19 protein-coding genes are annotated in these 26988 nt (G+C 57.3%); 11 read left to right on the top strand and 8 right to left on the bottom strand.

Translation table 11 applies throughout. The annotated features are described in order from the left end of the window. Positions 1 to 7 precede the first annotated feature (7 nt). Both VN622_10255 and VN622_10250 read right to left on the bottom strand, forming a co-directional pair. Complete coding sequence (locus VN622_10255; protein HWR36239.1) at positions 8 to 397, bottom strand: hypothetical protein; 390 nt, start codon at positions 395 to 397, stop codon at positions 8 to 10. 106 nt (positions 398 to 503) lie between these two features. Further along, complete coding sequence (locus VN622_10250; protein HWR36238.1) at positions 504 to 3710, bottom strand: tetratricopeptide repeat protein; 3207 nt, start codon at positions 3708 to 3710, stop codon at positions 504 to 506. Between the two features lie 226 nt (positions 3711 to 3936). On the opposite strand from VN622_10250, the gene VN622_10245 reads away from it, so the two are divergent. From VN622_10245 to VN622_10230, 4 genes are all read left to right on the top strand, one after another. Continuing rightward, a complete protein-coding gene (locus tag VN622_10245) occupies positions 3937 to 5532 on the top strand; it encodes a hypothetical protein (GenBank protein HWR36237.1) in 1596 nt (531 codons plus the stop codon). A gap of 125 nt (positions 5533 to 5657) precedes the next feature. Further along, positions 5658 to 6845, top strand: coding sequence for an ABC transporter permease (locus tag VN622_10240; GenBank protein ID HWR36236.1), 1188 nt, complete (start codon positions 5658 to 5660; stop codon positions 6843 to 6845). Positions 6846 to 6857: 12 nt separating this feature from the next. Beyond that, entirely contained in the window at positions 6858 to 8132 is a 1275-nt protein-coding gene (locus tag VN622_10235; GenBank protein HWR36235.1) for an ABC transporter permease, read from the top strand. A 314-nt stretch (positions 8133 to 8446) separates the two neighbouring features. After that, on the top strand, positions 8447 to 9589 hold the full coding sequence (locus VN622_10230; protein ID HWR36234.1) for a hypothetical protein: 1143 nt from the start codon (positions 8447 to 8449) through the stop codon (positions 9587 to 9589). Positions 9590 to 9700: 111 nt separating this feature from the next. On the opposite strand, the gene typA is transcribed toward VN622_10230, so the two are convergent. Together typA and VN622_10220 are read right to left on the bottom strand one after the other, a co-directional pair. Further along, positions 9701 to 11527: a translational GTPase TypA gene (typA, locus tag VN622_10225; protein ID HWR36233.1), complete on the bottom strand. Its 1827-nt coding sequence runs from the start codon at positions 11525 to 11527 to the stop codon at positions 9701 to 9703. 282 nt (positions 11528 to 11809) lie between these two features. Then, on the bottom strand, positions 11810 to 12010 hold the full coding sequence (locus VN622_10220) for a cold-shock protein (GenBank protein ID HWR36232.1): 201 nt from the start codon (positions 12008 to 12010) through the stop codon (positions 11810 to 11812). Positions 12011 to 12340: 330 nt separating this feature from the next. On the opposite strand from VN622_10220, the gene VN622_10215 reads away from it, so the two are divergent. Both VN622_10215 and VN622_10210 read left to right on the top strand, forming a co-directional pair. Continuing rightward, the gene (locus VN622_10215) at positions 12341 to 12901 is read left to right on the top strand and encodes a hemerythrin domain-containing protein (GenBank protein HWR36231.1); all 561 of its coding nucleotides are present in this window, start codon (positions 12341 to 12343) and stop codon (positions 12899 to 12901) included. 257 nt (positions 12902 to 13158) lie between these two features. Continuing rightward, a complete protein-coding gene (locus tag VN622_10210) occupies positions 13159 to 14127 on the top strand; it encodes an ATP-dependent 6-phosphofructokinase (protein HWR36230.1) in 969 nt (322 codons plus the stop codon). Positions 14128 to 14350: 223 nt separating this feature from the next. Here the strand turns inward: VN622_10210 and VN622_10205 are convergent, their stop codons facing one another. The 4 genes from VN622_10205 to VN622_10190 all read right to left on the bottom strand — a co-directional run bounded on the left by VN622_10205 (position 14351) and on the right by VN622_10190 (position 20591). Beyond that, positions 14351 to 15754, bottom strand: a complete 1404-nt coding sequence (locus VN622_10205) for a M64 family metallopeptidase (GenBank protein ID HWR36229.1) — start codon at positions 15752 to 15754, stop codon at positions 14351 to 14353. Positions 15755 to 16064: 310 nt separating this feature from the next. After that, complete coding sequence (locus VN622_10200) at positions 16065 to 17861, bottom strand: DUF885 domain-containing protein (GenBank protein HWR36228.1); 1797 nt, start codon at positions 17859 to 17861, stop codon at positions 16065 to 16067. A 94-nt stretch (positions 17862 to 17955) separates the two neighbouring features. Continuing rightward, entirely contained in the window at positions 17956 to 18525 is a 570-nt protein-coding gene (locus VN622_10195; protein ID HWR36227.1) for a hypothetical protein, read from the bottom strand. A 98-nt stretch (positions 18526 to 18623) separates the two neighbouring features. Beyond that, positions 18624 to 20591 (bottom strand): beta-L-arabinofuranosidase domain-containing protein, encoded by a 1968-nt coding sequence (locus VN622_10190; GenBank protein HWR36226.1) that lies wholly within the window; start codon positions 20589 to 20591, stop codon positions 18624 to 18626. A 174-nt stretch (positions 20592 to 20765) separates the two neighbouring features. On the opposite strand from VN622_10190, the gene VN622_10185 reads away from it, so the two are divergent. The 5 genes from VN622_10185 to VN622_10165 all read left to right on the top strand — a co-directional run bounded on the left by VN622_10185 (position 20766) and on the right by VN622_10165 (position 26952). Beyond that, positions 20766 to 21716 carry a glycyl-radical enzyme activating protein gene (locus tag VN622_10185; GenBank protein ID HWR36225.1) on the top strand — a complete coding sequence of 317 codons (951 nt, stop codon included), beginning with the start codon at positions 20766 to 20768 and terminating at the stop codon, positions 21714 to 21716. 3 nt (positions 21717 to 21719) lie between these two features. Further along, a complete protein-coding gene (hypD, locus tag VN622_10180; protein HWR36224.1) occupies positions 21720 to 24104 on the top strand; it encodes a trans-4-hydroxy-L-proline dehydratase in 2385 nt (794 codons plus the stop codon). 684 nt (positions 24105 to 24788) lie between these two features. Then, positions 24789 to 25931: an aldose epimerase family protein gene (locus tag VN622_10175; GenBank protein HWR36223.1), complete on the top strand. Its 1143-nt coding sequence runs from the start codon at positions 24789 to 24791 to the stop codon at positions 25929 to 25931. A gap of 46 nt (positions 25932 to 25977) precedes the next feature. Beyond that, the gene (locus VN622_10170; protein ID HWR36222.1) at positions 25978 to 26250 is read left to right on the top strand and encodes a hypothetical protein; all 273 of its coding nucleotides are present in this window, start codon (positions 25978 to 25980) and stop codon (positions 26248 to 26250) included. 21 nt (positions 26251 to 26271) lie between these two features. Then, a complete protein-coding gene (locus tag VN622_10165) occupies positions 26272 to 26952 on the top strand; it encodes an HAD family hydrolase (protein ID HWR36221.1) in 681 nt (226 codons plus the stop codon). Positions 26953 to 26988 lie beyond the last annotated feature (36 nt).

The raw sequence follows: 26988 nt of genomic DNA, 5'->3' as shown, positions 1-26988 counted from the left end.
CATTCGCTTAGGCGGTCTTATCAGCAGGTTTGTTCTCTCGGTAGTGGACGGCCTCCCAGATACCAAGCCATACATCGAGCAAGCCAATACCGGTAACAATGCCGCGAACGAAATTCTGTAGCAGAAACTGTTTCAAAACAGGGAAGCCGATCAGCAGGCTGTTCTCCGTCCACACACGCGTCCACGGCAAAATGGCAAGGAGCATCCCCACTTCCACGCAGAACACTACGTAGACGACCAGCGAAAGGCGGTGCGCCCAGACAGAAGCCCGCGAGTTCTTGTTCCCGCCGGATTCAACGTTCTCGGGCGAAGCAGGGTTGGGCGGCACAACGTTGGGCGGAAGCAGCGTCGGGCCGCCGGCGTCGGGTGGCAAGGAATCGGTCAATGAAGAATTCAATCTGTAGGTCCCCGTTTGAGCGTCCTCGCCGGTTCCGGTACCTCCCGGACTCGAAGTTCCAGGCGCGGCTGCTTTGCGAGTCTGGGTAGGATCCATAGATAGGATTTTACGACTTCAGAGCTTTGATGCGCTCTGCAACGTCACGGTAGTCGATATTGGAACCATAAACTTCCATGAAGTTTGTGAGGGCGAGGGCTCGGTCGCCGGAAAGCTCATGTGCGCACGCGAGTTCGTAGTGGATGGCAGTGCTGGTCTCCCCGTCGGGCGCAAGCTTCAGCGCCTTGTCATACCATTTCAGCGCGGCTTCGGGCACGCCTTTTTCGACAAAGCAATTCGCCAGCCAAGTGTAGGCCTGCATCACCTGAGCGAATGGCTGGCCATGATCGATGGCCAGTGCGACTTTCTGCAACTCGCCGATCGCTTCGTCCAGCAACCCCATTTCCTTGAACGCAACGCCAAGGTTGTAGTGCGTGTCGGGGTCTTCGCCTGCTCCGCTGTCCTCTTCTACGTCGTCTTTGAACTCGGCGAACATGTCGGCGAGCACAGTCGATGTCTCTTGCTCTTCGGCCGTCGGCGCAGGCCCTGAGGCGAAGGCGACTTCGGAGGAGATGGCAGCAGCAATTTCCTGAACGGCCGGTGCCGCTTGCGGAACGGCCCGCAGCGGCGCAGGAGTGGTAGCAATTGCCGGGACCTGGGCGACTGCGGGTTCCGGCGCACTAGTCGGCTTACCCTTCGCGCCAATGACAAAGTCTTCTCCCAGCGATCCTTCAAGATCGAGAACAAAGTTGCCGAGCACATCGGCAGCCTTATCGGGAGTCTCCACGGGCGCAGCAACTGGCGGCAGAGCGGGTTCGACGACCGGCGGGACGATTGTTACCGGCAAAACCGCCGTGGCGAGTGGCAATTCCAGTAACGGCTCCGGTTCGCTTACTGCTTGCAGCGCCACTGGCTCGAGCGGAACCTCCAAGATGGATGGCTCATCGCCAGCAATGCTGAGCGTGGGCAGACTGGGAGCGACGTCCAAAAGCGGCTCGGATTGCTGATCGGCAACGGCGTCGAGGGTCGATGGTTCGAAGAAAAATTCTGCGATGCGCGGTTCCGGTGCGGGCAGGGCTGTGAAGACAGCATCGTCCGCCTGTAAAACCGGTTCTACTTCGATTGAGAACTCCGCTTCACTCCGAGCTTCTGGTTTTGCAGGTAGCTGTCCGTGTAGCTCCACGAGCAACGGATGTTCTGGCGCCTGTACCGCCAGATTGTCAATGGCGGCCGCAGCCTCTGCCCACATTGCCTGCGAAATGTAGAAACGCGCCTCGTCAATAATGTCTTGCGCAGGATCGACTGCTTCTTCCGTGAGCTCCGGCGTGATTTCCAACACATCTTCAAATACATCCGCAAACGCGGCGTCGTCTGAGACGGCCGGCACGACCTCGGGGACGGCCGCGGTGAGGGGCGGGATGTCAGCCGAGACGATCGTCTCCCACTCGTCCGAGAGATCGAATTCGTGTGTTTCCGAAAGTGCCGCTGCAGGTTCCACCTCAGGCGTGGGCAACGGTCTGACCGCGTCCGGTTCGGCTGGCAAGTCGAAGGTAAACTCCTGCACCATGCCTTGCTCGACGGGCACGGGCTCCGCAGTTTCCTCAATTGCAGACGGCATTTCAAACGAAGCCGAAAACGCCTCCGTGGCTTCAATCGCTGCATCGGGCAGAGGCGTCATAGCGACGGCGGGCTCTGCCGTGACCTGTGGGACCGGAATTCCGGCCTTTTCAGCGTACCGGGCCGCCATGTCCGCATACTGATTTGCTTCTGTCGTGTGCCCCGCCGCGGAGTACACGGTATGCAAGACGCTGCACGCGCGGGCGGCATCTTCGAAGCGCTCGCTCCGCGCATAAAGTGAGGCGAGGCGCTGGTTGACGCGCACGTCAAAAGGTGCGAGTGGCAGTACGGATTCCAGCGGTGGAATTGCTTTTGCGGGAACGTTATAGGAATCGAACAGTTCGGCTTCGGTCAGCGCCGTTTGTAATGCGTCGGCGACGGAGTCGGAGTAATGCTGCTCGAGCACGGTCTCCACAGGCTCGAGCTCGTCGACCATGAACGCCTTGCCGCCCTGTTCGACCGACATCGGACGAACCAGAGCATCTTGTCCAAGGCGCGCCAGAACCTGTTTGTGATTCTGCGTGTGGAGCGGATTCTCCGGCTCCATCTCCGCCAGTTCCTTGTAGAGATCACGCGCGCGCACCAGATCGCCTGACTGCACACAGGCATGCGCCAGCAGCTCCATGATCTCGCCGGAGTAAGCAGTATCGCCGGCTTTCTGGAATAGCTTGTGCAACACGTCCAGAGCGGCGGCGTCATCTTTCACGCGGGCGATGCTGCCATGCAGCACCGCTAACGCATTTGGATCCGTAGCGAGCAGGCGGTCGGAAAACTCGTCGTAGAGCTTCAGAGCCTCGGCAACGTTGCCATTTCCGATCAGCATCTCGGCGTAGCTGTTCATGCCGCTCACATCGCTGTGTACGGTGAAGAGCTTGCGCGCGACGGGCTCGGCCTCCTCCTGCCTGCCCTGTTGCAGATAACAATTCAGCAGCGCACGGAGTGAGGCGGGGCGAGAGTCGAGATCGGGGAGTTGCTCGAAATAGATGATGGCAGAAGCGGGGTCGCCCGTTTCCAGCGCGACCTGTCCACGCATTTCCAGCGCGCGCCCGTTCTGCGGATCAAGTTGGAGCACCCGGCCAAGCGCTTCGCCGCAGGCGTCCAGCACATTACGCTGGCGCAATGACTCGGCGGCGCGGAAATAGATATTCCTCGCCTCATCTTTCTTTCCGAGGCGGACGTAGAGGTCCGCCAGCTTCGATTGCATGCTGGCATTCTCGGGATCGAGTTCCAGCAATTTCTGAAAGATATGGGCCGCGCTCTCCAGGGCACCGTTGCGCATGTGGGCATCGGCAACGTGCATGTATTGGGAGCGAGCGTCGGTGTAGAGGCCCTGTTGCGTGTAGAGTTCCGCGAGTTTCTGTACGCATTCGATCGCCGTTGGGCTCAGCTTGGTGAGCTTTTTGTACATGGCGATGGCCTTGACCGTGAAGCCCTGGGTGGCATAGGCGTCGCCAACGCGACGGAAGTAGGTAACGGCCTGGTCCACCTGGCCGATTCGCGCGTTCAAGTCTCCGATGGTGTTGAGGACCGTGAGGTCTTTGGGGTCCTCGCGCACAACCTTCTCATATTCGGTGATGGCATTCTGCAGCTTGCCCTGCTGCACAAATTTCTCCGCCGAGCTGAGAACCTTCGTTTTGTTGAAGCCGAATCCGAGCGCCATAAAGAATTTGGACTCCGGGGGGAAGACACCTAGGCGGCGGCGACCTGCTACCCGGCGCCAGGGGTCTCGACGTCGAGAGTAGCTGTTTACTGCGGGTACAGTACCACAGTTGTTGTTCCTGCCCCAAGCTGTCGGCTAGACCGAAAGTGCGTGTACGCAGGGCATTACGTGCCGGTTACCCGTTTACGTTTGACACTGGCCCACACTGTCAACTACGGTGGCTGGCTTGGACTACTCACGTCTATATAAGCCGGCCGGTCTGCCCCTGGCAGTTCGTAGCATCGCCGTGCTCCTCTTGCTTACGGCGGCTGCGCTGGCCGTGCATGGTTACCATATTGGCGTCGAGGATCAAGCCATCTATCTTCCAGCGGTCAAGCTGGACCTCGATTCCTCTCTGTACTCGCACGACCGGGAATTCTTCCTCCCGCAGACGCGCCCCACGCTGATTGATGAGGCTGTAGCCGCGACCGTCCGCACGACGCATGGCTCGGTGGAATGGGCGGTATTCGCCTGGCATGTCGGGTCGCTGTTCCTGTTCCTGTTCGGGTGCTTGCAAGTCGCGCGACGAATATTTCTGCGAGAGTGTGCGCGATGGGCGGGTGTCAGCCTGGTGACGACGCTGTTGACAATTCCCGTAACCGGTACGGCGCTGTATCTGATCGATCAGTATCTGCATCCGCGCGCGTTGGCAACAGCGTTCATTTTGTTCGCCGCCGCTGAACTGCTGCCCGATGAACGCAAGGCGCGAACGACGCTGGCAGGCTGGGTGAGGATCGCATTGTGGGTGGTGCTTGCAGCACTGGTTCACATACAGATGGCTTTCTTCGGAGTGCTGCTACTTGTGTTTCTGGTTTTCCCGTTCGAAGAGATTTTTCCGTGGGAGCGACAGGCAGATCGGCACATCGATGCGGAAGTTGGTTCGGAAGTGGGTGTATTAGCGGCGGCAACGCTTTTGATGCCGCTCGGCACGTTGTTTCAGTCCGCACCGCCCGAGTGGCGTGAAGCCATGCTGACGCGGTCGCAACACTTCTTATTGAGATGGGAATGGTACGAGTGGCTGGGCGTCTTCGCGCCGATGGCGCTGCTGTGGTGGTTCGCCCTAATCGGAAAGCGCATGGAGTCGCCGGCGCTCGCATTGCTTTGCCGCCGGCTGACATATCTCGCCATCTTCGTTTTTGTGGGTGCGGCGATCACGACGATCCCTTCGCGCTTCGAACGCCTCACGCCCTTCCAGCCGATGCGGATGTTCCACCTCATCTACGTGCTTATGTTCCTGGTGATGGGTGGACTGCTCGGCGAATACGTCTTGCAGAAGAAGGTCTGGCGATGGGTGGCGTTGTTTCTGCCAATTTGTGCCGGAATGTTTTACGCGCAACGCGAACTGTTCCCGTCGACGCGGCATATCGAATGGCCGGGTCGCTCGACAGGAAATGGTTGGGTTGAGGCTTTCGCCTGGGTTCGAAAAAATACGCCGAAAGACGCTTTCTTCGCCATGGACCCTCATTACATCAGCTCCAACGGCGAAGACTATCACGGATTTCGCGGCCTGGCCGAGCGTGGCCAGATGGCTGATCGCGATAAAGATCCCGGCGTAGTCACGTTGTTTCCTGCCATCGCGCCGCTGTGGCATCGGCAGGTGTATGCGCTCGATGGATGGGCTGGGTTCAATGGAGGCGACTTCCACCGTCTGCATACTGACTTCGGCGTGAATTGGGTGATTTTGGCCGTGTCGAGCCGAACGCCATCCGGCGCCGATTCTGCGAAAAAAGGTCTGGACTGCCCCTATCGGAACTCGGCGGTATTCGTCTGTAAGGTAGAGTAATCCTAATAGTTCTTAAGCCGTAATCTATGGAACCCATTCGGCTGTTCGCACGTATACAGAGCTGAGAGACGTTCATGCGCCGGGGCCAAAACATAAAAGAACCCGCAGTTATTGCCTTTGAGACGATGAGAACGCACAAGCTGCGTTCATTCCTCATGCTCCTGGGCGTCATCCTGTCTGTCTCCACGCTGATCCTTGTCGTCGCCCTCATCTCGGGGACGAATCGCTATATGGCGGAGCGCGTTGCGAACATGGGCTCCGGTGTCTTCCTCGTGCAGCGATTCGGCATCATCACCGACGCGCAGGAGTTTGTGAAGGCGTCGCGCCGCAACAAGAACGTCACGTGGGAAGACTACGAGTACATCCGCGACCAGATGCGACTTGCCAAGAATGTAGGCCTGGAGAGCCGGTCGAACGGGCGCATTCGTTACGAGCGAGAGACGGCGGAAGACGTCAGCGTCCGGGGCGTCACGGCGAACATCGGCGAGATGGATATAGAGGAACCGGAGCGCGGACGTTACATATCCGACGCCGACAATGACCATCGCTCGACGACGGCGATGATCGGTTCCGAAGTTGCGAAGAAACTTTTCGCAGGCGCCGATCCGTTGGGAAAGACCATCGTCATCGACGGACACGAGTACACGGTCGTCGGCATTGCGAAACCGATCGGCTCCGTACTCGGGCAGCCGCAGGACAACTTCGCTTATATCCCGATACAGACTTTCATGAAGGTATATGGGATACAGAACCGCTCGTTCAATATCAACATCCAGGCGATCGGGCCGGAGTGGATGGCGCGCACGCAGGACGAAGCGCGAACGTTGATGCGCGCGCGCCGTCACCTGAGCCCGAACGAGGATGACACCTTCGGCGTGGTGAGCAGCGAATCGCTGATGGAGTTGTGGGGCAACCTGACGGGCACGTTGGCCGGAGCCATGGTGGGCGTCGTCTCTGTGTTCCTTGTCATTGGCGGCGTAGTGATCATGAATGTCATGCTGGCGAGCGTGACGGAACGCACGCGCGAGATTGGTATCCGCAAGTCTCTTGGGGCTCGCGGCAGTGACATCCTCATGCAGTTCCTGGTGGAGTCGGCGACAATGTCCACGATAGGCGGCGCGCTGGGCATCGCCATCGCCTGGTTGCTGGCGGTAGTCGTGGAGGCTACGACTCCGGTCCCCATGGCCGTACCCATAGCGGCAGTCATCACGGCACTCACGGTGTCAACCGCAGTTGGTGTGTTCTTTGGAGTTTATCCAGCACGGCGCGCATCGAAACTAGATCCGATTGAGGCGCTGCGGTACGAGATGTAGTACAGGGAACGTATGCGAACGCTGAAAAGAATCTTCCATCTCGGCGAAAACACGAAGATGGCGCTGGCTACCCTGCGCGAACACAAGGCACGTTCGGTGCTGACCGTGCTGGGTGTCGTCATCGCGGTCGTGGTCCTCATCCTCGTCTTCTCCATTATGTATGGCGTCGATAAGGACATGCGCGCGTTCCTGGAAGACTTCGGCACGGACACGCTGTTCATCTTCAAGTTCGACCCCGGCATACGCGTCGGCAGGCTCAGCCAGGAGGAGCGCCAGCGCAAACCACTGACAATCGAGGATGCCGAAGCTATCAAGGATGAGTGCACGTCTGTTCGGGCCGTAACGACAGAGGTGGCATGGAGTTTCCAGCCAGGACCGCGGACGTTCATTCCCTCGGCGAAAGTTGGCAGCAAAGAAGTCTTCAACATTCAGTTCGAGGGCGCTACGCCTTCATATGAAGCGGTTCAGAACGCGCACATGGCGATGGGCCGCTTCTTCAGCGAAGCGGAAGACATGCATCGCGCGGAAGTTGCCGTACTCGGCTGGGACCTGGCCGACACGCTTTTCCCGGACCATCACGCGGTTGGCAAAACGGTGCAGGTCAGCGGAATGACCTTTGAAATCATCGGCGTGATTGAGAAGCGCAAGGGCGTTTTTCTGCGCGACAGCAGCGCCGATAAAGAAGTCATCATTCCGTACCGGACGTACAAGAAGCACCGTCCGCAAGACAAAGAGAACATGATCTCCGTCCAAGCCGAGCCGGGACTGAAAGTGGCGGCAGAGGATGAAGTCCGAGGCGTGCTGCGGCGGCGGCGTGGCGACGGCTTCCACAAGCAGGACAGCTTCGGCCTGACGAGCGCCGAAGCCATGAGCGAGCAGTTCCGCGGCATCATGGGAATGGTAGCGCTCATCACCGTGGTCATCAGCTCCGTCGGTCTGCTGGTCGGAGGCGTGGGCGTCATGAACATCATGCTCATGTCCGTCACGGAACGCACGCATGAGATCGGCGTGCGCAAGGCAATTGGTGCGCGTCGCACAGATGTGATCCGGCAATTCCTTATAGAAGCGGTTCTGCTGACTGGAATGGGCGGCGTCATGGGAGTGCTGCTGGCACTGTTGTTAGTGCTCATCCTGAACCTGGTTCTCCCCAGTGTGCCTGCGGCGGTACCAGCATGGGCCGTAGGTGTGGCCGTGGTAGCGGCAATGGGCGTCGGCCTGTTCTTCGGGATGTATCCGGCGGTAAAAGCCGCGCGCCTGGACCCCGTGGAAGCCTTACGGTACGAGTAGGCAGTCAAAATAAGTGCTAGTGCAGCCACGGATCAGAGCGCAAGAAAGCCGGGCACTTCGCCCGGCTCAGACTGCTGACAAACTAGAGCGTCATATCGACCGGAGCGCCGCAGGCGCGAAGTGGAGACACCTTGTGTTCCGTGTCCCGGACAAACCACAAGGTGGTTGACTACGCGCCCCAAAACCGGCGCTACGCTCGCCATTCACAATTAGAGGTCCGGTCATCGACCAAAATGGGGGTTTGCAAAAATAGCTAACGCACCTGCTCTGATTGCCATCTGATTTTTGATGCAGCAGTTCTGAGGAGGTCCGCCTTGCAATCCTCACTTTTGCGGCTGCGGTTAGGCGTCGTAATCTTGACGGCGGTTCTGCTGACTTCTGTTGCACTCGGTTCAGATGTGGAGAAGACACTCGCATCGCATTCCGGTCTTCGCGGCCGCGTGAAGCAATGCATTGAGCAGACGCTATACCCCGCTCAAGGCGATGTCGCCGAGCGGACCTACACTTCGACATCGATCTACTCGCCCGATGGATCGCTTCTGCAGAGCCGCACCAGCCAAAGTCCGGAGGTGGATTACGTGACCACGTACACGTACGACGCCGACGGCCAGCTTCTGAGAATCACCAGCAGTACGAGTACACCCGATGCCGAACAGTTCAGCGCTACATACTCTTACGACGATAAAGGCCGGCTCGTTTCGATCAGCAGCGGCGGCACTGTGACGACCAGCTATGAGTACGACGAGTATGGTCAAAAGCGCCGAGTCCAACACTACCCTGTTCGCGACGCGGAGCCCAATGCGGCGGTAAGCGGTGTGCAATGGGAGAATAGCGATCTGCACTTTGGATCTCCCTCCGGCGGTACCATCACCACGATCTATGATCAGCGTGATCGTCCCGCGGAGGCGAAGGTAAGCGATGCGAATGAGCGGGTCACCTTGCGCATCGTTCGCGCATATGACGAACAAGGACGGCTTCGAGGTGACAAGCTAATTCCTGAAGATATGGAATCAGCCATCCCGGATGAGTTGGGCGCACTCATGAACGACGCCCAGAAGAAAGCGGTGGCCAAATTCCTGGCGCGGTCTTTTGGTTCCGGGGAGTCGGCATACAAATATGACGCACAGGGCCGCGTAATCGAGAAGCGGGTCACTGGCGGACTACTCGGCAATGAGGTCACCATGATTCGGTACAACGACGGCGGCGATGTCAGCGCGGAGGAGAGCAATCGCACTCCGACGCCGGAAATGAACGCTGCGTTCGGCGTCGATGAGGCTGGCAACATGGCCCCTGTGTCGAAGTCGAAAGGCCTGGGCCCGTCGCGAACCGATGTTCGTTACGCCTACGAATATGACGCGCAGGGGAACTGGACACAGAAGACGGTGTCGGTGCGCTCAGAATCGGATGGCGAGTTCAACGTCTCCATGACCACGCATCGGACATTGACCTACTACTAGGCTTCGAGCATCTCTCAGAAATGCTGTCTTGTATTGACCTAGCGCACGGTGCCCCACATCTGCCTGGTGTTTGCAGATATGGGGCTTAGTTTGATTTCTAGTCGGAACTCGCTAAACGTCACTCGCCACTGGGATGGCGTTCTTGCGGGGGCGCCGGTTCGCTTGCAGTATCTTCTTCCGCAAGCGGAGGGACTTCGGTGTGATCTCAACGAGTTCATCGTCTGCAATGAATTCAATCGCCTGTTCCAGGTTCAGGTTCTTGTGGGGGACCAGCCGGATGGCGTCGTCGGCGCTGGAGGCGCGCATGTTCGTCAACTTCTTTTCGCGAACGCAGTTCACGTCGAGATCGTTGTCGCGCGCATTCTCGCCGATCATCATGCCTTCGTACACTTCGACGCCGGGACCTACAAACAGCTCTCCGCGCTCCTGCAATCCGAACAGCGCATGTGCCGTGGTGGAACCAGCGCGGTCGGCAACCAGAGCGCCGGTCGGGCGGTGGGGAATGTCGCCGAGCCACTCCATGTAGCCGTCGAAGAGCGAGTTCATGACGATGGTACCGCGCGTGTCGGTGAGCAACTCGCTGCGAAGGCCGATCAGTCCGCGGCTGGGTACCTGGAACTCAAGACGCACGCGGCCATAGCCGTGGTTGTGCATCTTCAACATTTGGCCTTTGCGGGAACCGAGCTTCTCGATGACGACGCCGATGAACTCCTCCGGGATATCGATGGTGAGGTGTTCGACGGGTTCCATCAGCTTGCCATCGATGGTCTTGGTCACGATCTCCGGCTTGCCGACCATTAGTTCGTAACTCTCACGACGCATCATTTCGATGAGGATGGCCAACTGCAACTCGCCACGCCCGAGCACCTTGAAGCTGTCCGGGCTGCCGGTATCTTCCACGCGAAGCGAAACGTTGGTGAGCAGTTCCTTCTCAAGCCGCTCACGCAGGTTGCGCGATGTGACGTACTGACCCTCGCGTCCAGCGAACGGCGACGTGTTCACCATGAACTGAATGGCAATCGTCGGCTCATCAATGGCGATGCGCGACAGCGGCGCGGGCGTCTCTATATCGGTAATCGTGTCGCCGATGGTGATGCCTGTCACTCCAGCGACGGCGACAATGTCTCCAAGCTCCGTCTGCTGAATATCAATGCGCTTCAGTCCATTGAAGGAGAACAGTTTGGTAATGCGAACCTTCTCTAGCGTGCCGTCCTGCTTGGCGATCCCGACATCCTGCCCGAAGTTCAGCGTTCCGTTGAAAACGCGCGCAATTGCCAGGCGTCCGAGATAGTCGCTGTAGTCGAGGTTTGCGACGAGGATCTGCAACGGGCCATCGGCGCTGCCTTGCGGTTCGGGGATAGTCTTCACAATCGCTTCGAACAGCGGTTGCAGGTCGCGGCCGGGAACCTCAGGGTCAATCGTGGCTGTGCCCAACTTGCCATTCGTGTAGAGGACGGGGAAGTCGAGTTGATCTTCGCGTGCATCGAGGTCAATGAAAAGATCGTAGATCTCGTTCAGAACTTCCTGCGAACGCGCGTCGGCGCGATCAATCTTGTTGATAACGATAATCGGCGGCAGGCCGGCTTCCAAGGCTTTGCTCAGTACGTAGCGAGTCTGCGGCAGGGGGCCTTCGCTGGCGTCCACCAGGAGCATGACGCCATCTACCATCTTCAGCGCGCGCTCTACTTCGCCACCGAAGTCGCTGTGTCCGGGCGTGTCCACGATGTTGATCTTGATATGGTGATAGAACACGGCTGTGTTCTTGGCCAGGATGGTAATGCCGCGTTCGCGCTCCAGGTCATTGGAGTCCATGACGCGCTCGGCGTGGTGCTCGTTAGCGCGGAAGGTGCCGCTCTGGTTCAGCATGGCGTCGACGAGCGTGGTCTTCCCGTGGTCAACGTGGGCAATGATGGCGATGTTGCGAATAGCCGTGCTCAAAACGTAGGAATCCTTTTCCCGAATGTCAGACGGACGGAAGCAAAACTGGTAGGCTTTCGTTCAGCGCTGGTGCGGGCGTGCGGTTGCGGGCCGGAAGGCTTGAATCCAGTTTACAACAGCGTTGGGCTTCTCCGGCGGGGAAACGGCTAGGAAGGTGCTATAAGCGAGCGGCGTTAGGCGGGTACCGCACTTCGCAACAGCGGAGCTCGGAATACAAAAGGGCGACCGCGATGCCGCCCTTTCGCTACTCACGGAGTTGGTGAGACTTTCAGCAAACTGGCATTAGAGAACGGTAACGTTCTCTGCCTGCCATCCCTTGGGGCCCTTGACGACGTTGAACTGGACGGCCTGACCTTCCTGCAAGCTGCGGAAGCCGTTGGACTGGATGGCGGAGAAGTGAACGAAAACGTCTTCGCCATTCTGACGGCTAATAAATCCAAAACCCTTCGCGTCGTTGAACCACTTAACTGTTCCTTGTTCCATGTTGATGCAAGTTCCTTTTCTGAGTTGTTTGCTGAGTGAGTCGGAGAGAACAACAGAGTCACGTAACGCTGGTTAGGCAGATACTGCTCACGTCCGTCCAAATCAAACGCGCTAAGGATTATATGCAACAAACGGCCGCCGGGCTGCCTCCGGAGTTGCACAGATACTTAGGCAATTCAAGTCGCTGATAAGAAAGAGATTTTATTCCAACAGACTTCAGTCCCAATTGCCAGGGGTGCGGACTTTTGTCATCGCCTATCTCGCTTTAGTGAATAAAAAATAGTTGAAGCTCCGAGTACGAGATAACACTCTATTTAGCCTAGAGAACAGATGCTAAGCCAAATTCAATTTCCCAAGAAGAACATCGAATCTCACGACGCCGCTTCTGGCGCAGCACCCGACACGATCGAGCTACTGCTAGGTTGCCATCAGCGCATTCGCCATTTCAGCGGCGTAGGAGTGAGGCTCGCAAACGCGCAGGGCGTTGCCGCCCCGGAGATCGTGCAGGCCGCGGAAGGTCTGATCCGCTACTTCAGCATCGCGCTTCCGCTGCACGCGCAAGATGAGGACGAGTCTATTCATCCGCGCCTATTGCGCTTCCTGCCCGAAGGAGAACTCGCCCGCCCGGCGTCGGACACAATGGTGGAGCAGCATCAGGAGATTGACCGCATCCTGGAAGCGCTCCTGCCGCTGTGGACTATTCTGCAGGCCGCACCCGCCAGGCTCTACGAACTCGCGCCCGAACTGCGCGGCCTGTCTGCTCGCCTCGATGACCTGTTCCGCGACCACCTGGAAATGGAAGAACAGACGATCTTTCCCGCGATGCGCGCATATGTTCCCGCGACGGAGCTTGAGGCGATTGCGCAAGAAATGAAAGCGCGGCGAAAGTAAACAGATTGGGCGGAGTCACACGCCATTACGAAGCCGTTGCGCGTTACGTGCAACGGCTTCGTTACGTTGAACCCTGGTGTGACAACAATGATGTGACGCGGACGATGAAAACTTCTAAGATGGCTCCGCGGCCAAGCAGAACGCGGGCATCATAGTCGACGAACCAGCGAGCTGTTCTTCGCTTGACTGTGCTTGCCGGATATCATTGTCTGTTTCTTGCCTTATAAGGACCAGAGTAGGGAACCACAGGGAGGATCATGAAGTCAGTTGCCGTTTTGACTAGCGGGGGCGATGCCCCGGGAATGAATGCTGCAATCCGTGCTGTTGTCCGAACAGGGGTGGATCGCGGATGGAAGATGTACGGAGTACGGCAGGGTTTTGCTGGTCTGATGACTGGCAACTTCATTCCGCTCGGCGCACGCGAGGTTGGCGGCATCATCCAGCGGGGCGGCACGATGCTCGGCAGCGCACGGTCGCCTGAGTTCAAGACTGAAGCTGGCAGGGAAAAAGCTCTGCGGGAACTGAACAGCGCAGGCATCGAGGCGCTGGTCGTGATCGGCGGCAACGGATCTCAGGCCGGCGCACATTCGTTGAATGCGATGGGTTTCCCCGTTGTGGGTGTTGCGTCCACCATCGATAACGACCTATATGGCTCAGACATCACGATCGGCGTGGATACCGCCTTGAACATCGCTCTTGAAGCGATCGATCGCCTGAAGGTCACGGCCTCGTCGCACCAACGCGCCATGCTGGTGGAAGTGATGGGACGCAACTGCGGATATCTGGCGCTGATGGCCGGCATCGCCGGTGGCGCCGAGGCGGTTGTCATCCCCGAGCACGAGACTGATCCGGACGCGCTGGCCTCGGAATTGAGCGACGTCTATCGGCGCGGCAAGCCGCACGCTATCGTCGTCGTTGCCGAAGGAGCAAAGTACAACGCCGAAAAGCTGGGGGCATACTTTGCGCAGCACGGGCATCGGGGATTCGACGTCCGAGTCACCACGCTTGGACACGTGCAGCGAGGCGGCTCGCCCGGCGCATTCGATCGCATTCTCGGAACGCGTCTAGGTTCCGGGGCCACCGATTGTCTCGCACGCGGCGAGAGCGGAGTGCTGGTGGGATGGATCGGCAGGGAAATCAAGACAACACCGCTCGATGAGGTTGCTGGAAGCAAGAAGCCGCTCGATCTAGAACTGCTAAGACTCGCGCACATCCTGGCAAAGTGATGGGAATCACTGAAAGCGTTTCGCAACAGTAAAGGGGGCTTTCGCCTGCCGCTGTAATGATCCTTCGATTCCTCTGTCGCGACGCGGGAACCGGTTCGTACTCTCAGTGTCTTCCTGAGCGAGAGCGTAGCCCGCGCCGAAGGACCCCTTTTGTAACGCCACTCTCGCATCGACTACGCGACAGCGTCGTTTCGCCCAGGAAGACACAATCACTTCGCAATCTCTACGGACGTGAGTAGAGGTCGATGATCTCCTCAATCGCGTGCTGACACACGGCACAAAACGTCGGGCCAGAAATCATGATGCATCGCTGCTGCGGCCTGTAATAGCCCTTCGGTTCATAACGAGCGCCTTCGAAAGCTCCAACCTTGCCGGCATAAGGCCCCTCGGAAAGACTCTGCTCCTGGGTCTTGCGTGCTTCGCGCAGCATGGCCGTGATTTCGGTTTCGGGACGTCCTTCGGCGCGCATCTTTTTCGCCTTCTTTTGCGGCTCAGAGATGCTTGCCTCGTAAGTATCTTTCGGCCAGGGCGTTGGAAGCGGAGTGCCGGAAGCTACCAGTGACTTCCACTTCAGAAGCTTCGGGTCAAGCAGGGCTGTGATGTTGGGCTCCCATGGCTCGACTTTTGAATTTGTAGCCCCGTAAGCGACGTTCGCGTTGAAGTAGTACTCGTCTCCCAAATCGCCAAAGTGATGTCCGAACTCGTGAACAAACACCGGAACGCCTGAGGGGTGATCGATACTCACGCTGGCATAGGCGCCGAAAATGCCTCCGTTGCCGTATTCCTTGGAGTTCATCACGATGCCGAGCACGTCATAGGGCGCGAAGGAAGCGGTCGTGCGGATGGCGCGATTGTCGAAGGAAAGCGCATAGCGTTCCGTGCCGAATACGTCAAAGGTCGAGCCGAACAGCGTGCTGCGGTGGATGCCCGCCGACGGATGCGAGACGCCGGACTCGGGCGATGGAGCACAAATAGCCCAAACATTGAAGTCGGCGCGCCGCTCTTTGAAGGGCGAGAATCCGAAGATGCCGTTGGCAAGCCGTCGCACGTCCTTGTCGCACTTGTCAGATTCCGCCGCGGCATAGCCCTCGCCGAGCAGCAACAAGTCGACCTTCATCGATGGGTCGCCGTGCTTTTCGATTTCGATCACGCGCGCGGGAGTTGGTTTCGACTTGTCGATGTACTTGTCTGCCGGATCGACGATAGTGGACCAGATCTCCTGGAACTTGTTCTGCGCGTCGCGCTTCTTGAATACGACGCGAACTGGAGCACTGGGCGCAGGAAAGCGGACGGATTCGTGAAACGTTCGATTCGCTGTTTTCGCTTCGTCGGTCGTCTTCCACTCACCGAAAATGGAAGAGAAGCCGCGCGAGTACAACACGCGATTGCTGGCTGCGTCACGCACCTCATAGAAATACACACCGCGGTTCGTATCATCGATCGACTTCTGCGGATTGCCCGGCCAGGCGAGCGGTTCCATGACGGTGCGATCGACGCTGAACAGTTCCTGGGTTGCGTTGCCAGTATGGAAGTAGTCCAGGCGAAAAGTAGCGGGAGCCTCGGCCAGTGCCGCCATGTAGGGGATCGCGACAAGCGCGAGTAACAGTGCAAGGGACTTCAGTCGCATGGTTCACCTTCACCGGCGTGTTGGTCGAACGTCGCGCCGAATGGATAATGTATACAAAGTAACTCTCGAAACCAATTGAAAGAAATGAAAATTCAAAAAAAGCGTGTTTATTCTGAGCGTAGCGAACGATGACCCAACATTTCGAACGATGGCCCAATGTGGGTTTTCAGCCGCCTGTTCAGGACTCTCGTTATCTTCCTTGACGAGCGACGAAGTCGCGGAGTCGGAAGACCCCTTCAATTGGATGGGAGCAAGCAAAAGGGGCTCCTTCGACTCGGGCTTGTCCCTCGCGCAGGAAGACAAATTCTGCTCATCGCGTTTGTTGAGATGAAATCCAGTTCTCAATTTGCTTCTGTAGAACATTGAGGGGGACGGGCCCCATTGCCAACACTGCATCATGAAAGCTTCTGAGGTCGAAAGCAGGACCGAGTTTCTTTTCGGCTTCTTTGCGAAGCTCACCAATCTTCAACTCGCCAATCTTGTATGCGAGTGCCTGGCCGGGCATGGCAATGTACCGATCAACTTCGTTGGTAACGTCCAACTCCTGGCGAGGCGAATTTTCCAGGAAGTAGTCGATTGCCTGCTGGCGGGTCCACTGCATGGAGTGCATGCCGGTATCGACCACCAGTCGCACGGCTCGCCACATTTCGTAGGTGAGTTGTCCGAAGCGATCGTAAGGATCGTTGTATAGATTCATGTCGTAGCCGAGCCGGGTTTCGGAGTAGAGCGCCCAACCCTCGGAGTATGCCGCGTATCCGGCGAAGCGACGGAAGTTCGGTACGTCTTTCATTTCCATCGCGAGTGCAAGCTGCAGGTGATGTCCGGGAACAGCCTCGTGCAGCGTAAGCGGGAGCATCTCCCACTTCGGGCGCGTCTCGGGCCGATAGAGATTTACGAGGTATGTGCCGGGGCGGGAGCCATCGGGGGCGCCCGGGAAATAGAAGCCGGTTGTTGCGTCGGGAGCAGTCTCGGCCGGCGTAGGTTCCACGCCGTACGGTGCACGGGGCAGCGTCTTGGCAATCTTCAGCAGCTTCGGGTCGATCTGCTTGGCGAGGTTGCGGTACCCGATCAGCAGATCATTGGGCTGCTTGTAGTAAAAGCGCGGATCTGTGCGAAGGAATACGAAGAACTCCTTCAGGGTACCTTTGAATCCGACCTGCTTTAACACCGCGTCCATCTCGGCACGAATACGTTTTACTTCGCTAAGCCCGAGCTGGTGTACCCGTTCTGGGGTGAGGTCGGTCGTCGTGTGCTTCCGGACAAAAAACGCGTACATGTCGCTGCCGGAAGGCATCTGCCAGATGCCAACCTTGTCGGGAGCTGCCGGAATGTATTCCTTGACGAGAAAGTCGTTGAAGCGTCGCAGCGATGGAACGACCGATCGCTCGATGTTCGTTCGCGCCGTCTGCGCCAGTTCTTGTTGCTGCGGGGGCGGGACTGAGGTTGACATCTTCAGGAATGGTTTGAAGAACAAACTGTCGTCGACGCGAGGAACCAACTGCTTCTCGATCTGCGGAGGGATGCGCTTCATGACGACCTTTGGGTTCATCATGCCGTTTCGCATACCCTCGCGCATGAGCGCAATCACCTGATCGACATAGGCCGGGAACGTGGCCAGTCTCGTGTTCCAATCCTGATAGTCCTTCGCCGTTTCGAAACGCAAGTTGGTTGCCAGTTGAGCAGCGCTCTGCACTCCGGGGGGCATGCGGAAGTCCTCCGGCATGCCGCTCATATGGTGTTCGGGCACGAGGTACCAGCGGTACCTGTCCTCTTCGACCCAGGTTGAGTAGAGGTTGTAGAAGACAGCGTAATTGATCTGATCGGCGGGAGAGAATTCGGCAGGCCGAAACGATCGTAAACGTTCGAGTACTGCGAGATGATGTTTGTGTTGCGCGTCGAGGCCTTGAAGGCTGAGGTCATCCCAGCGATCGTTCCAGCGGCGGTCTCCCAGCAGCGAAGCCCATGTCGGATTCTGCTGCATCTCGTAGTCCCACTCCGACTGGAACATCTGTTGCAACTTGCTGTCGGATGTCTGGGCGAAAGCGACGCAACACTGCAATGCAATTAACAAGAGAATTAGAGCAGATGATCGAGCGACTTTAGGCATGGTGCGCCTCCTGCAAACTTGAGTGTAGTCCGTCGGACGTGAATCGGGCGCCGCTTTGTGAGCGAGGCCCGGTTCATCACTCAATTACCGATTTCTATACAACCTTGATTCGGAACACGCATCTCTGCCCACCACGCAAAATCGACTCTTCGACTTCTGCTTCAACAGGCTTTCCGAGAATGGCTGAGTAAGTTTCTTTCTGCCACCCAAGCGTGCAGTCACACTGGCTGGATGGCGTCAGGCCCTTCTCCACCAACGGACAGCTGCACTTCTGCGCCTTATCGATGATTCGGATGGAGCCCGCAGCTTCATCGAATTCTGCCTTCTCAACCCACTTCCCCGGTTCCTGAATTGACTTGAGAAAGCCTTTGATGTCGCCCCTGTATTTTTCAAAGGTCTCACTCCCAAATTGCTTTGCACATTCGCGGCCGAGACTCTCTAAAATTTTCTTGCGTGTCGGCTCGTCAAGACTCTCGTCCAAAACGCTTACCAACTTCGCGTACCGTATTCTGACGGCCTCGAGTTGGCTCTTAAGCCGGTCGGCTTCGGGGTTGTTGGCCTGAGCTACAGCAGCCTGCGGAGCGGAAAATGCGAGGGTAGCTACACACGAACACATTCCGAGCGTGCAGCACTTCATGAATTCGCTTCGGTTCATTGTTTTCATGTTCATCTCGCAAAGTGATCGACCGCACTTCGCCGATCCGGTCCCCAAAAATTGAATGAAAATTGGGCACCGCTTGGCAGCCGACGCCCGGAAATCAACTAAACGCTCTTCTTGCTCACGTTCCAGTACACCGCGTAGCGCTCGTGAACAACCTTATATAGCGGCAAAATCGGGAAGTCGTCTGTCTGCCCTGAAGCCTTGAAGGTAAGAGGCGTTTTCCCATCCTGTTCGACCCATGCCGTCGGTTTGTCTGGATCGGCGGCAATGTCCGGCACTTTGGTCAACTTGCCTCGGGCTTCGTGATCGTCGAAGTTAGACCTTTCCTTCTCGGTGGTTGTGCCAAATGTGCCTGCAAGAACAAGCGGGCCGTACATGACCGCCTGAACGTTTTCATCGTCGGGCATACGGTCGATGTGCAGGCCCATGGGCAAGCTAAGCTCAATCTTGTCGCCGGTTTTCCAGATGCGATTCAGGCTGAGATAACTCGTGGGACTGGCGAACGCCGGTAGCGGAGCGCCGTTGATCTTCACGCTGCCGCCCTGCGCCCAGTATGGAATTCGTAGATTGATGGCCAACTGTACAGGGCTCTTCGCCGAGATGGTGATGGTTGTCCCTTGCTGTTCGGGGAAGTTCGTTTCCTGACGAAGGCGCAGGCCCTTCTCCGGCCATTCGAGTTCGGAGGCGGCGTAGAGATTCACATACACCGCATCGTCACTGTGGAAGTAAATCGTGTCATTCAGTTTCGCGAATTCTTCCACTCCCGATCCGGTGCAGCACCAGAAAGAATTGAATTCGTCGCCGTAGGGCTTGTAGAACCCTGAGACGAGTGGGAGATAGTAGATCGAGGAGCCTTTGTCCATAGGAATAGTGCCCAGGCGATGGTTGAACATGGTGCGTTCGTAATAGTCCATCAGGCGCGCATCTGCCGACCAACCGAAGAGGTGGCGAGTCAGTTTCATCATGTTGTAGGCGCAGCAGCATTCGGTGGAGTTGATGCTGAGTTCCTTCGCGAGATGGCCGGGGTCGGTATTCCATATTTCTTCGTTACTGGTGCCACCAGTGCAGTAGCAACGCTCGCCCACGACTTCGTTCCAGAAGTATTCGGCAATATCGCAATAGCGCTGTTCGCGAGTGAGTTCGTACTGTCGCGCCGCGGCAATCACTTTCGGGATCTGCGTATTCGCGTGTAGTCCCTTCAATTCATCGCGGTGCGCAGCCAGCGGATCGAAGATGTGTTGGTGATCGAAGCGCTTGGCCGTTTCCATGTAGCTCGACTTGCCGGTAACGGCGTACAGGTTTGCGAGAACCTCACCCATTCCGCCAAATTCGGTGCCGAGAATGCGCTGCATGTGCGCGTAGCTGAGCGACTGGCTGTCCGATCGGCCGCTAAAGTACCTGCCTACCCACACCGCCATCTTTTCGACCATGTCGAGTGCCTGCTCGTTGCCGGCGTGAACGTACATGTCCAGCAGCCCGGCCATGATCTTGTGGATGGTGTAGAACGGCGCCCAAACCTTTTCGCGATCGCGCAGCCGATCGAAGAACTCGATCGGAAATGCGCTGAGGTAGCCGTTGTTCTTCAGCGCCTTCTGGCATTCACCCAGTTCAGCAACAAGAGCGCTCCCTTTTTTGCGGAGATCCTCATCGCCGGTGCTCGCGTACATCAGCGCGACGCCCGAGAGATAGTGGCCGCCTGTGAAGTGGCCGCGGAGTTCACCCGTGGGCGCTTCCCATCCGCCGAACGGCTGCGCCGAAGAGGGCAGGCCCGCGTTGATCTTGAACGTGTGTACGAGGCGGTCGACAGGAAGGGCGTGTAGATAGCGACGGTTGGCTTCCATGTGCTGCTTGAAGGGGCCGTCAAGCAATCGAACCTGCTTCATCGGGAAGGGGCTGACTTTCCAGGGGACCTTCTCGTGGCTGACGGTCTTGCCGTCTTTCTGGAAAGTATTCAGAACGGGGTCCTGAAACGGTGATGCCAGAATTTGATCAGGTAGAAGTGCAACTCCGGCCGCTGCGGCAGCCGTACCCAAAAAGCGCCTGCGGGTTACGTCGTTAAGAATGGACATCCAATCCTCCGGCCAAATTTCAGTAAACGCTTACCGAGAAGAACTGCCTGATTCTACGACACGTTTCACCCGAGTGGCTTCCAAAAAGAACTTGGAAGAAGGGGTATGGGCGGGTAAATCAATTGACAATGGATATTTTATACAATTATTGTTTTCCGTATACAGAAGAATGGAATGGGTGCGCGTGTGCATCATGCAGCGGCCAGTAACGACTCTCGAATAGCGGGCCCGATGGGCTCCGTGTTCAACATCATGCGCTTCTCGTTGCATGATGGGCCGGGCATCCGCACCACGGTTTTTCTTAAGGGCTGCCCGCTCGCATGTCTCTGGTGTCATAACCCCGAAAGCCAGGCCGTCAAGCCTGGATTGATGCTCTCGCTCGACCGCTGTGTCCGTTGCGGCGACTGTGTCCCCGCATGCAAACACGGGGCTCTCACCTGGAACCAGGGGCCAGTTCGTGATGCAGCCGTTTGCGTTAATTGTGGCGCGTGCGCGCAGGTGTGTCCCTCAGGAGCGCGGCAGTTGTCCGGACGCAGGATGTCCGTCGCCGAAGTCTGCGATGCCATCCGCAGAGACGTTGTGTTCTTCGATGAATCCGGCGGAGGCGTAACCTTCTCCGGCGGTGAACCGCTGGCACAACCACAATTTCTGGAAGCCATGCTCGACGCCTGCTCCGAACTCGGCATTCACAAGGTGGTGGACACCTGCGCGTTTTCGCCGAAAGAGACTGTGCGCCGGATCTGCCGGAAGGTGGACACGTTCCTGGTCGACCTGAAGATCATGGATGCTTCGCGCCATCAGCAAGTCACGGGCGTGAGCAACGAGCTCATCCTTTCGAACCTTGCCATGCTGGCTCGTGAACACGCTTCGGTCATCGTGAGGATTCCGGTTATTCCGACCATCAATGACGATGACGGGAACCTTGAGCACAGTATGAAGTTCCTCTGCGAAGCAGGCCTGCACCGAGTGGATCTGCTCGCTTATCACGACATCGCCATCAATAAGTACAACCGGCTGGGAGCGCAGTACGACCTCGCCGAGGTAAAACCCCCTACTGCGGAACGAATGGAAGAAATCGCGGGCCGATTCAGAGATAGAGGATTCGACGTCCGTATCGGAGGCTAAGAGATGAACGAGCGAGTTGCTAAATTACGTCGCCAAAGTCTGGATGAGAAGCCATGGCTTTCGATTGAGCGCGCGGCGCTGATCACCGAATTTTACAAGAGTAGCTCGGAGCATTCCGTCCCTGTTCAGCGTGCACTTGCGCTGCGGTATTTGATGGAGCGTAAGTCGATCTCCATTGGGGACGGCGAACTGATCGTCGGCGAGCGCGGGCCGAAGCCAAAGGCGACGCCTTCCTTCCCTGAACTGTGCTGCCACAGCATGGAAGACCTCGAGATTCTGAATACTCGGGAAAAGATCTCGTACAGCGTGGATGATGAGGCACGCAGGATTCAGAGCGAAGAGGTGATCCCGTATTGGAAGGGCCGGTCCATGCGCGACCTGATCTTCCAAGAGATGACGCAGGAGTGGAAAGACGCATACGAGGCGGGCATCTTCACCGAGTTCATGGAGCAGCGTGCTCCGGGACACACGGTCCTCGGCGACGTGATCTACAGAAAAGGACTGCTTGGGCTCAAGGCCGACATTCAGCGCGCGATTGAGGACCTGAACTTCCATCAGGACCCCGAAGCCTACGATAAAGAGCAGGAACTGAAGGCCATGGCGATCGCGGCAGATGCGGTAATTCGCATGGCTGAGCGCTACGCCGAAAAAGCCGAAGAACTGGCCGCAACCGAAAAGAATGCGACCCGCAGGTCTGAGCTGGAGAAAATCAGCGAGGTCTGCCGGCACGTTCCTGCGCAAGCTCCGAGAAACTTCTGGGAGTGCCTGCAAGCTTACTGGTTCGTGCATCTGGGTGTGGTCACGGAACTTAACACCTGGGATTCATTCAACCCTGGCCGGCTCGATCAGCACCTGGACCCCTTTTACCGAAAAGATGTGAGCGACGGAACGGTCTCCCGCGAGCAGGCTCGTGAGCTCCTCCAGTGCTTCTGGGTGAAGTTCAACAACCAGCCCGCTCCGCCGAAGGTCGGCGTTACGGCGGCGGAGAGCGGAACGTACACGGATTTCGCAAACATCAATACGGGTGGCCTGAAGCAGGACGGCTCTGACGGTGTCAACGATGTTACGTACCTGGTCCTCGATGTCATCGATGAGATGCGCTTGCTTCAGCCTTCATCGAACCTGCAGTTGAGCAAAAAGAATCCCGAACGTTTCCTCAAGCGCGGGCTCGAAATAGTACGTGAGGGCTGGGGGCAGCCGTCGATCTTCAACGCAGACATGGTTGTTGAAGAGTTGCTGCGCCAGGGCAAGAGCATTGAGGACGCGCGCTGCGGAGGAACCTCCGGTTGCGTCGAGACCGGCGCTTTCGGCAAGGAAGCCTACATCCTGACGGGCTACTTCAATCTTCCCAAAGTCCTCGAAATCACGCTCAATAATGGCGTGGATCCCCGGACATCCAAGATGATTGGCGCACAGACGGGCGATCCTCGGAATTTCGGCAGTTACGACGAGTTCTACGCGGCCTTCCGCAAGCAGTTACATCACTTCATAGATATCAAGGTTCGCGGCAATAACGTGATCGAGCGCCTGTACTCGAAGTACATGCCCGCGCCGTTCCTCTCCATTCTGATCGACGACTGCATCGCGACAGGAAAGGACTACAACTGTGGCGGAGCGCGGTACAACACAAGCTACATCATGGGCGTAGCGCCCGGTACATGCACGGACGCCTTGTCGGCAGTCAAGTACCACATCTACGACAAGCAGACCATGACGATGGATCAGTTGCTGAATGCGCTAGCCAAAAATTTCGATGGCTGCGAAAAGGAGCGATTGATTTTAGTCAACAAAACTCCGAAGTACGGCAATGACAATGACTACGCAGATGAAATTCTGAAGTCGGTATTTGCAGCGTTTTACGAAGAGATCAACGGCAGGAAGAACACTAGGGGTGGAATGTATCGCGTCAACTACCTGTCGACAACCTGCCACGTCTACTTCGGTTCCGTAACCGGTGCCACACCCGACGGTCGTAGGGCGTGGGAGCCGGAGTCCGACGGTATCTCTCCCTCGCACGGCGCCGATCTCTACGGCCCTACGGCGGTGATTCGATCAGCAGCGAAGATGGATCAATCCAAGACTGGCGGAACGTTGTTGAACCAGAAGTTCACTCCGCAGTTGTTGGCGGGCGATGCCGGCATTACGTCCCTCGCACACCTGGTCCGGTCGTATTTCAAACTCGATGGCCATCACATTCAATTCAACGTGGTTACCGCCGAGACGCTTAGGGAGGCTCAGGCAAATCCTGAACAACATCGCGACCTGATCGTACGGGTTGCCGGATACAGCGACTACTTCTGCGATCTCACAAAAGCGCTGCAGGACGAGATTATTGCCAGGACGGAGCAGACGTCATTCGCGGGAGCTATGGCAAGTTCCGCAATGTAACTGGTTGGTTGAGGCACTCGCTTGCGGGGGGTGCCTCTAATCAAATTAGTTCGGGAAACGATTACTGCAACTCGGATTGTCGGCGAAAAATTGCTTGACGCGACGGGCACGCCGCGATATAGAACGATCTTGAGTTTTAGTAGTTTCTGAAGTAGGCTTATGTGGTAAACGTTTACTAACAGAAGCCGCCTACGCGAATACGGCAACAACGGAATTGCAGAAGTTTGGCAGGGCGAATCGCCTCCCCCGGAACATTGAAGTCTCCGAGGTGACCTTGGAGGTTTCCAGCTTAGCTCGAAAGCTTCGTTCTACTGCCGACTTGGATGAGCGGGTGTGAGTCCGCTCATCCTTCTTTTCAATGATTTTGTTGTCTTGGAAGTTTTGTTCTCGATCTGCGCCGGGACCTTTCGTTCGTGTCGTGCATTCCCAGCTACCAGGTTTCAAACTCACCGGCGTGCCCGGCAGCGTTCAGAACGAAGCTGGTTTCCAAAATTCCGTCCGAGGTCACGAATACGCAGTTTGCAATTCCCACGATTACGGTTGTGGATGATACTTTCGACAACATCGCGACGTGATGGCTGAGATTATCGCGGGTGCGAATGAGCTGGCAGGCAAGTAGTCGTCATCGAGTTTATACAGTCGTACATCGGTCCATTTCGGCTGAAACGATTCGGAGGAATAATGATGAAGTTGCGTAAATTATCTGTAGTGCTCGCACTGAGCATGGCGATCATCTTCGTCGCCGCAGGCTGCCAGCGCAAGCCAGAGGCAAAACTTAATATGGAAAAGCGAGCATTTGGGAAGACAGCGGAAGGCGCAGAAGTCAGCCTATACGTTCTCACAAACAAGAACGGAGTTGAGGCTGCAATCACCAACTTCGGCGGTGCGCTCGTGTCCTTGAAGGCGCCTGACCGGACTGGCAAGTTGGGCGACGTCATTCTTGGCTACGAAAACGTGGACGGCTATGTTAATGATACGTTCTTTTTCGGCGGCACCATCGGCCGCTACGGAAATCGCATCAAGCAGGGTCAGTTCAAACTGAATGGCACTACGTACACTCTAGCCAAGAACAATGGTGCGAACCACCTGCACGGCGGCGTCAAGGGATTTAACAAAGTCCTCTGGGAAGCAAAGGACGTATCGACCGCTGATGTGCCGGCCTTGCAGTTGAGCTACACAAGCAAAGACGGGGAAGAAGGCTACCCAGGCAATCTGTCAGTTCAGGTCACCTTCACGCTGACCGACAGCAATGAACTGAAGATCGACTACGCAGCGACGACGGACAAAGACACAATCGTCAATCTCACCAATCATGCGTACTTCAACCTCGCTGGGCAGGGGGACATCCTTCAGCATCAGCTTCGGTTAGCTGCAAGCCGCTTCACGCCGGTCGACGCCACGCTTATCCCGACCGGAGAGCTCCGCGAAGTCAAAGGCACTCCGTTCGACTTCACGGTTGCGACGGCAATCGGCGATCGCATCAACCAGAAGGACGAGCAGCTAAAATTCGGGGAAGGCTACGACCACAACTTTGTTCTGGATGCGTCGACTGAAGCGCTTCCCATCGCCGCTGAAGTGTACGAGCCCACAACGGGACGCACACTCACCGTCTCGACGACCGAACCGGGAATCCAGTTCTATAGTGGCAACTTCCTCACAGGAACTGCGCCCGGAAAGGGTGGCAACAAATACCCGTATCGGACGGGCTTCTGCCTGGAGACGCAGCACTTCCCGGATTCGCCGAATCAGCCAGCGTTTCCGTCTACCGTGTTGAAGGCGGGCGACCAGTACAAGTCAAGCACTGTTTACAAGTTTTCAGCGAAATAAGAGCGCAAGCATTTCTCCTCGATGCGGTCCTAGCGATCGGGCCGAAATGGCTCGATCGCTGATTTTCATTACCCATCGCAGGCAATTGTTGTTTTGGGCAGCCGCTGAACCAGGGAAGGCGACCGCGCGCGACCTCTGGCTTAAGAAAGACCTCGGCGTGTTCGGTGATGGCTTCAGCGCATTCGTACCAAAGCACGGAGTCGTGCTCATCCGAAATCAAGGCGGCCACGCGGACACGGCTTCCCTCGCCGGCATGTTGCCGCAGCGGGGGCACTTGTTCGAACTGGCTGTTTCAACAGCGAGCGCGAGGAAGCCGTAGCTCGTCTGGTATGTTTGAGTTATGCATTCGATCAGTTGTTCGGCCCTCCTTTTTGACATGGATGGCGTACTTATAGATTCCACCCACGCGGTTGCGCGCGTGTGGTCGCAGTGGGCCGTGGAACACGGTCTTGATCCCGACGAGGTTGTGCACGCGGCGCATGGCCGCCCCAGCATGTCTACCGTGAAGGATTACCTTCCGAATGGGGACCACGAAGCGGAAAATCTTAAGATTGAGCGTCGCGAAATGGAAGACCTGGATGGCTTAGTGGCGTGGCCGGGCGCGCTCGCCCTGCTGAACGCGTTGCCGCCGGAACGATGGGCGATCGTAACATCGTGCACTCGGGCATTGGCTGAAGTGCGCCTCCGTGCCGCAGGACTTCCGCGTCCCCACATCTTTGTCACCGCCAGCGATGTCGTCAGAGGAAAGCCCTTTCCCGATCCCTACCTCAAAGGGGCGCACGCGGTGGGCTTTCCGGCCCGCGAATGTGTTGTGGTCGAGGATGTCCCCGCCGGTATTCGCGCGGGTAAGGCCGCCGGAGCATCCGTAATTGGGTTACGGACGACCGTCGCCGAACGTGAGCTTCGAGATGCGGGCGCCGACTGGATTGTGGACAACTGCGCCAAGATTGCATTAGAGAGTTATCGAAACCAACTGACTCTCGTAGTCGACACGCGCATGGAGCGCGCTACGCACGGTTAATTGTGCCGCAGGTTGCGGCGGTACTCATAGAGCAGA

This window comes from Clostridia bacterium, assembly GCA_035561135.1.
Taxonomy (GTDB): domain Bacteria; phylum Acidobacteriota; class Terriglobia; order Terriglobales; family Acidobacteriaceae; genus DATMYA01.
The sequence above is the reverse complement of the archived record's forward strand: the minus strand, read 5'-3'. Positions and strand labels throughout refer to the sequence as shown.

Excerpts from the sequence above, each read along its gene's own strand:
- VN622_10250 (HWR36238.1), bottom strand. The coding sequence starts at position 3,710 with ATGGCGCTCGGATTCGGCTTCAACAAAACGAAGGTTCTCAGCTCGGCG.
- VN622_10240 (HWR36236.1), top strand. The coding sequence starts at position 5,658 with ATGAGAACGCACAAGCTGCGTTCATTCCTCATGCTCCTGGGCGTCATC.
- VN622_10235 (HWR36235.1), top strand. The coding sequence starts at position 6,858 with ATGCGAACGCTGAAAAGAATCTTCCATCTCGGCGAAAACACGAAGATG.
- VN622_10220 (HWR36232.1), bottom strand. The coding sequence starts at position 12,010 with ATGGAACAAGGAACAGTTAAGTGGTTCAACGACGCGAAGGGTTTTGGA.
- VN622_10215 (HWR36231.1), top strand. The coding sequence starts at position 12,341 with ATGCTAAGCCAAATTCAATTTCCCAAGAAGAACATCGAATCTCACGAC.
- VN622_10210 (HWR36230.1), top strand. The coding sequence starts at position 13,159 with ATGAAGTCAGTTGCCGTTTTGACTAGCGGGGGCGATGCCCCGGGAATG.
- VN622_10205 (HWR36229.1), bottom strand. The coding sequence starts at position 15,754 with ATGCGACTGAAGTCCCTTGCACTGTTACTCGCGCTTGTCGCGATCCCC.
- VN622_10200 (HWR36228.1), bottom strand. The coding sequence starts at position 17,861 with ATGCCTAAAGTCGCTCGATCATCTGCTCTAATTCTCTTGTTAATTGCA.
- VN622_10195 (HWR36227.1), bottom strand. The coding sequence starts at position 18,525 with ATGAAAACAATGAACCGAAGCGAATTCATGAAGTGCTGCACGCTCGGA.
- VN622_10190 (HWR36226.1), bottom strand. The coding sequence starts at position 20,591 with ATGTCCATTCTTAACGACGTAACCCGCAGGCGCTTTTTGGGTACGGCT.
- VN622_10185 (HWR36225.1), top strand. The coding sequence starts at position 20,766 with ATGGGTGCGCGTGTGCATCATGCAGCGGCCAGTAACGACTCTCGAATA.
- hypD (HWR36224.1), top strand. The coding sequence starts at position 21,720 with ATGAACGAGCGAGTTGCTAAATTACGTCGCCAAAGTCTGGATGAGAAG.
- VN622_10175 (HWR36223.1), top strand. The coding sequence starts at position 24,789 with ATGAAGTTGCGTAAATTATCTGTAGTGCTCGCACTGAGCATGGCGATC.
- VN622_10170 (HWR36222.1), top strand. The coding sequence starts at position 25,978 with ATGGCTCGATCGCTGATTTTCATTACCCATCGCAGGCAATTGTTGTTT.
- VN622_10165 (HWR36221.1), top strand. The coding sequence starts at position 26,272 with ATGCATTCGATCAGTTGTTCGGCCCTCCTTTTTGACATGGATGGCGTA.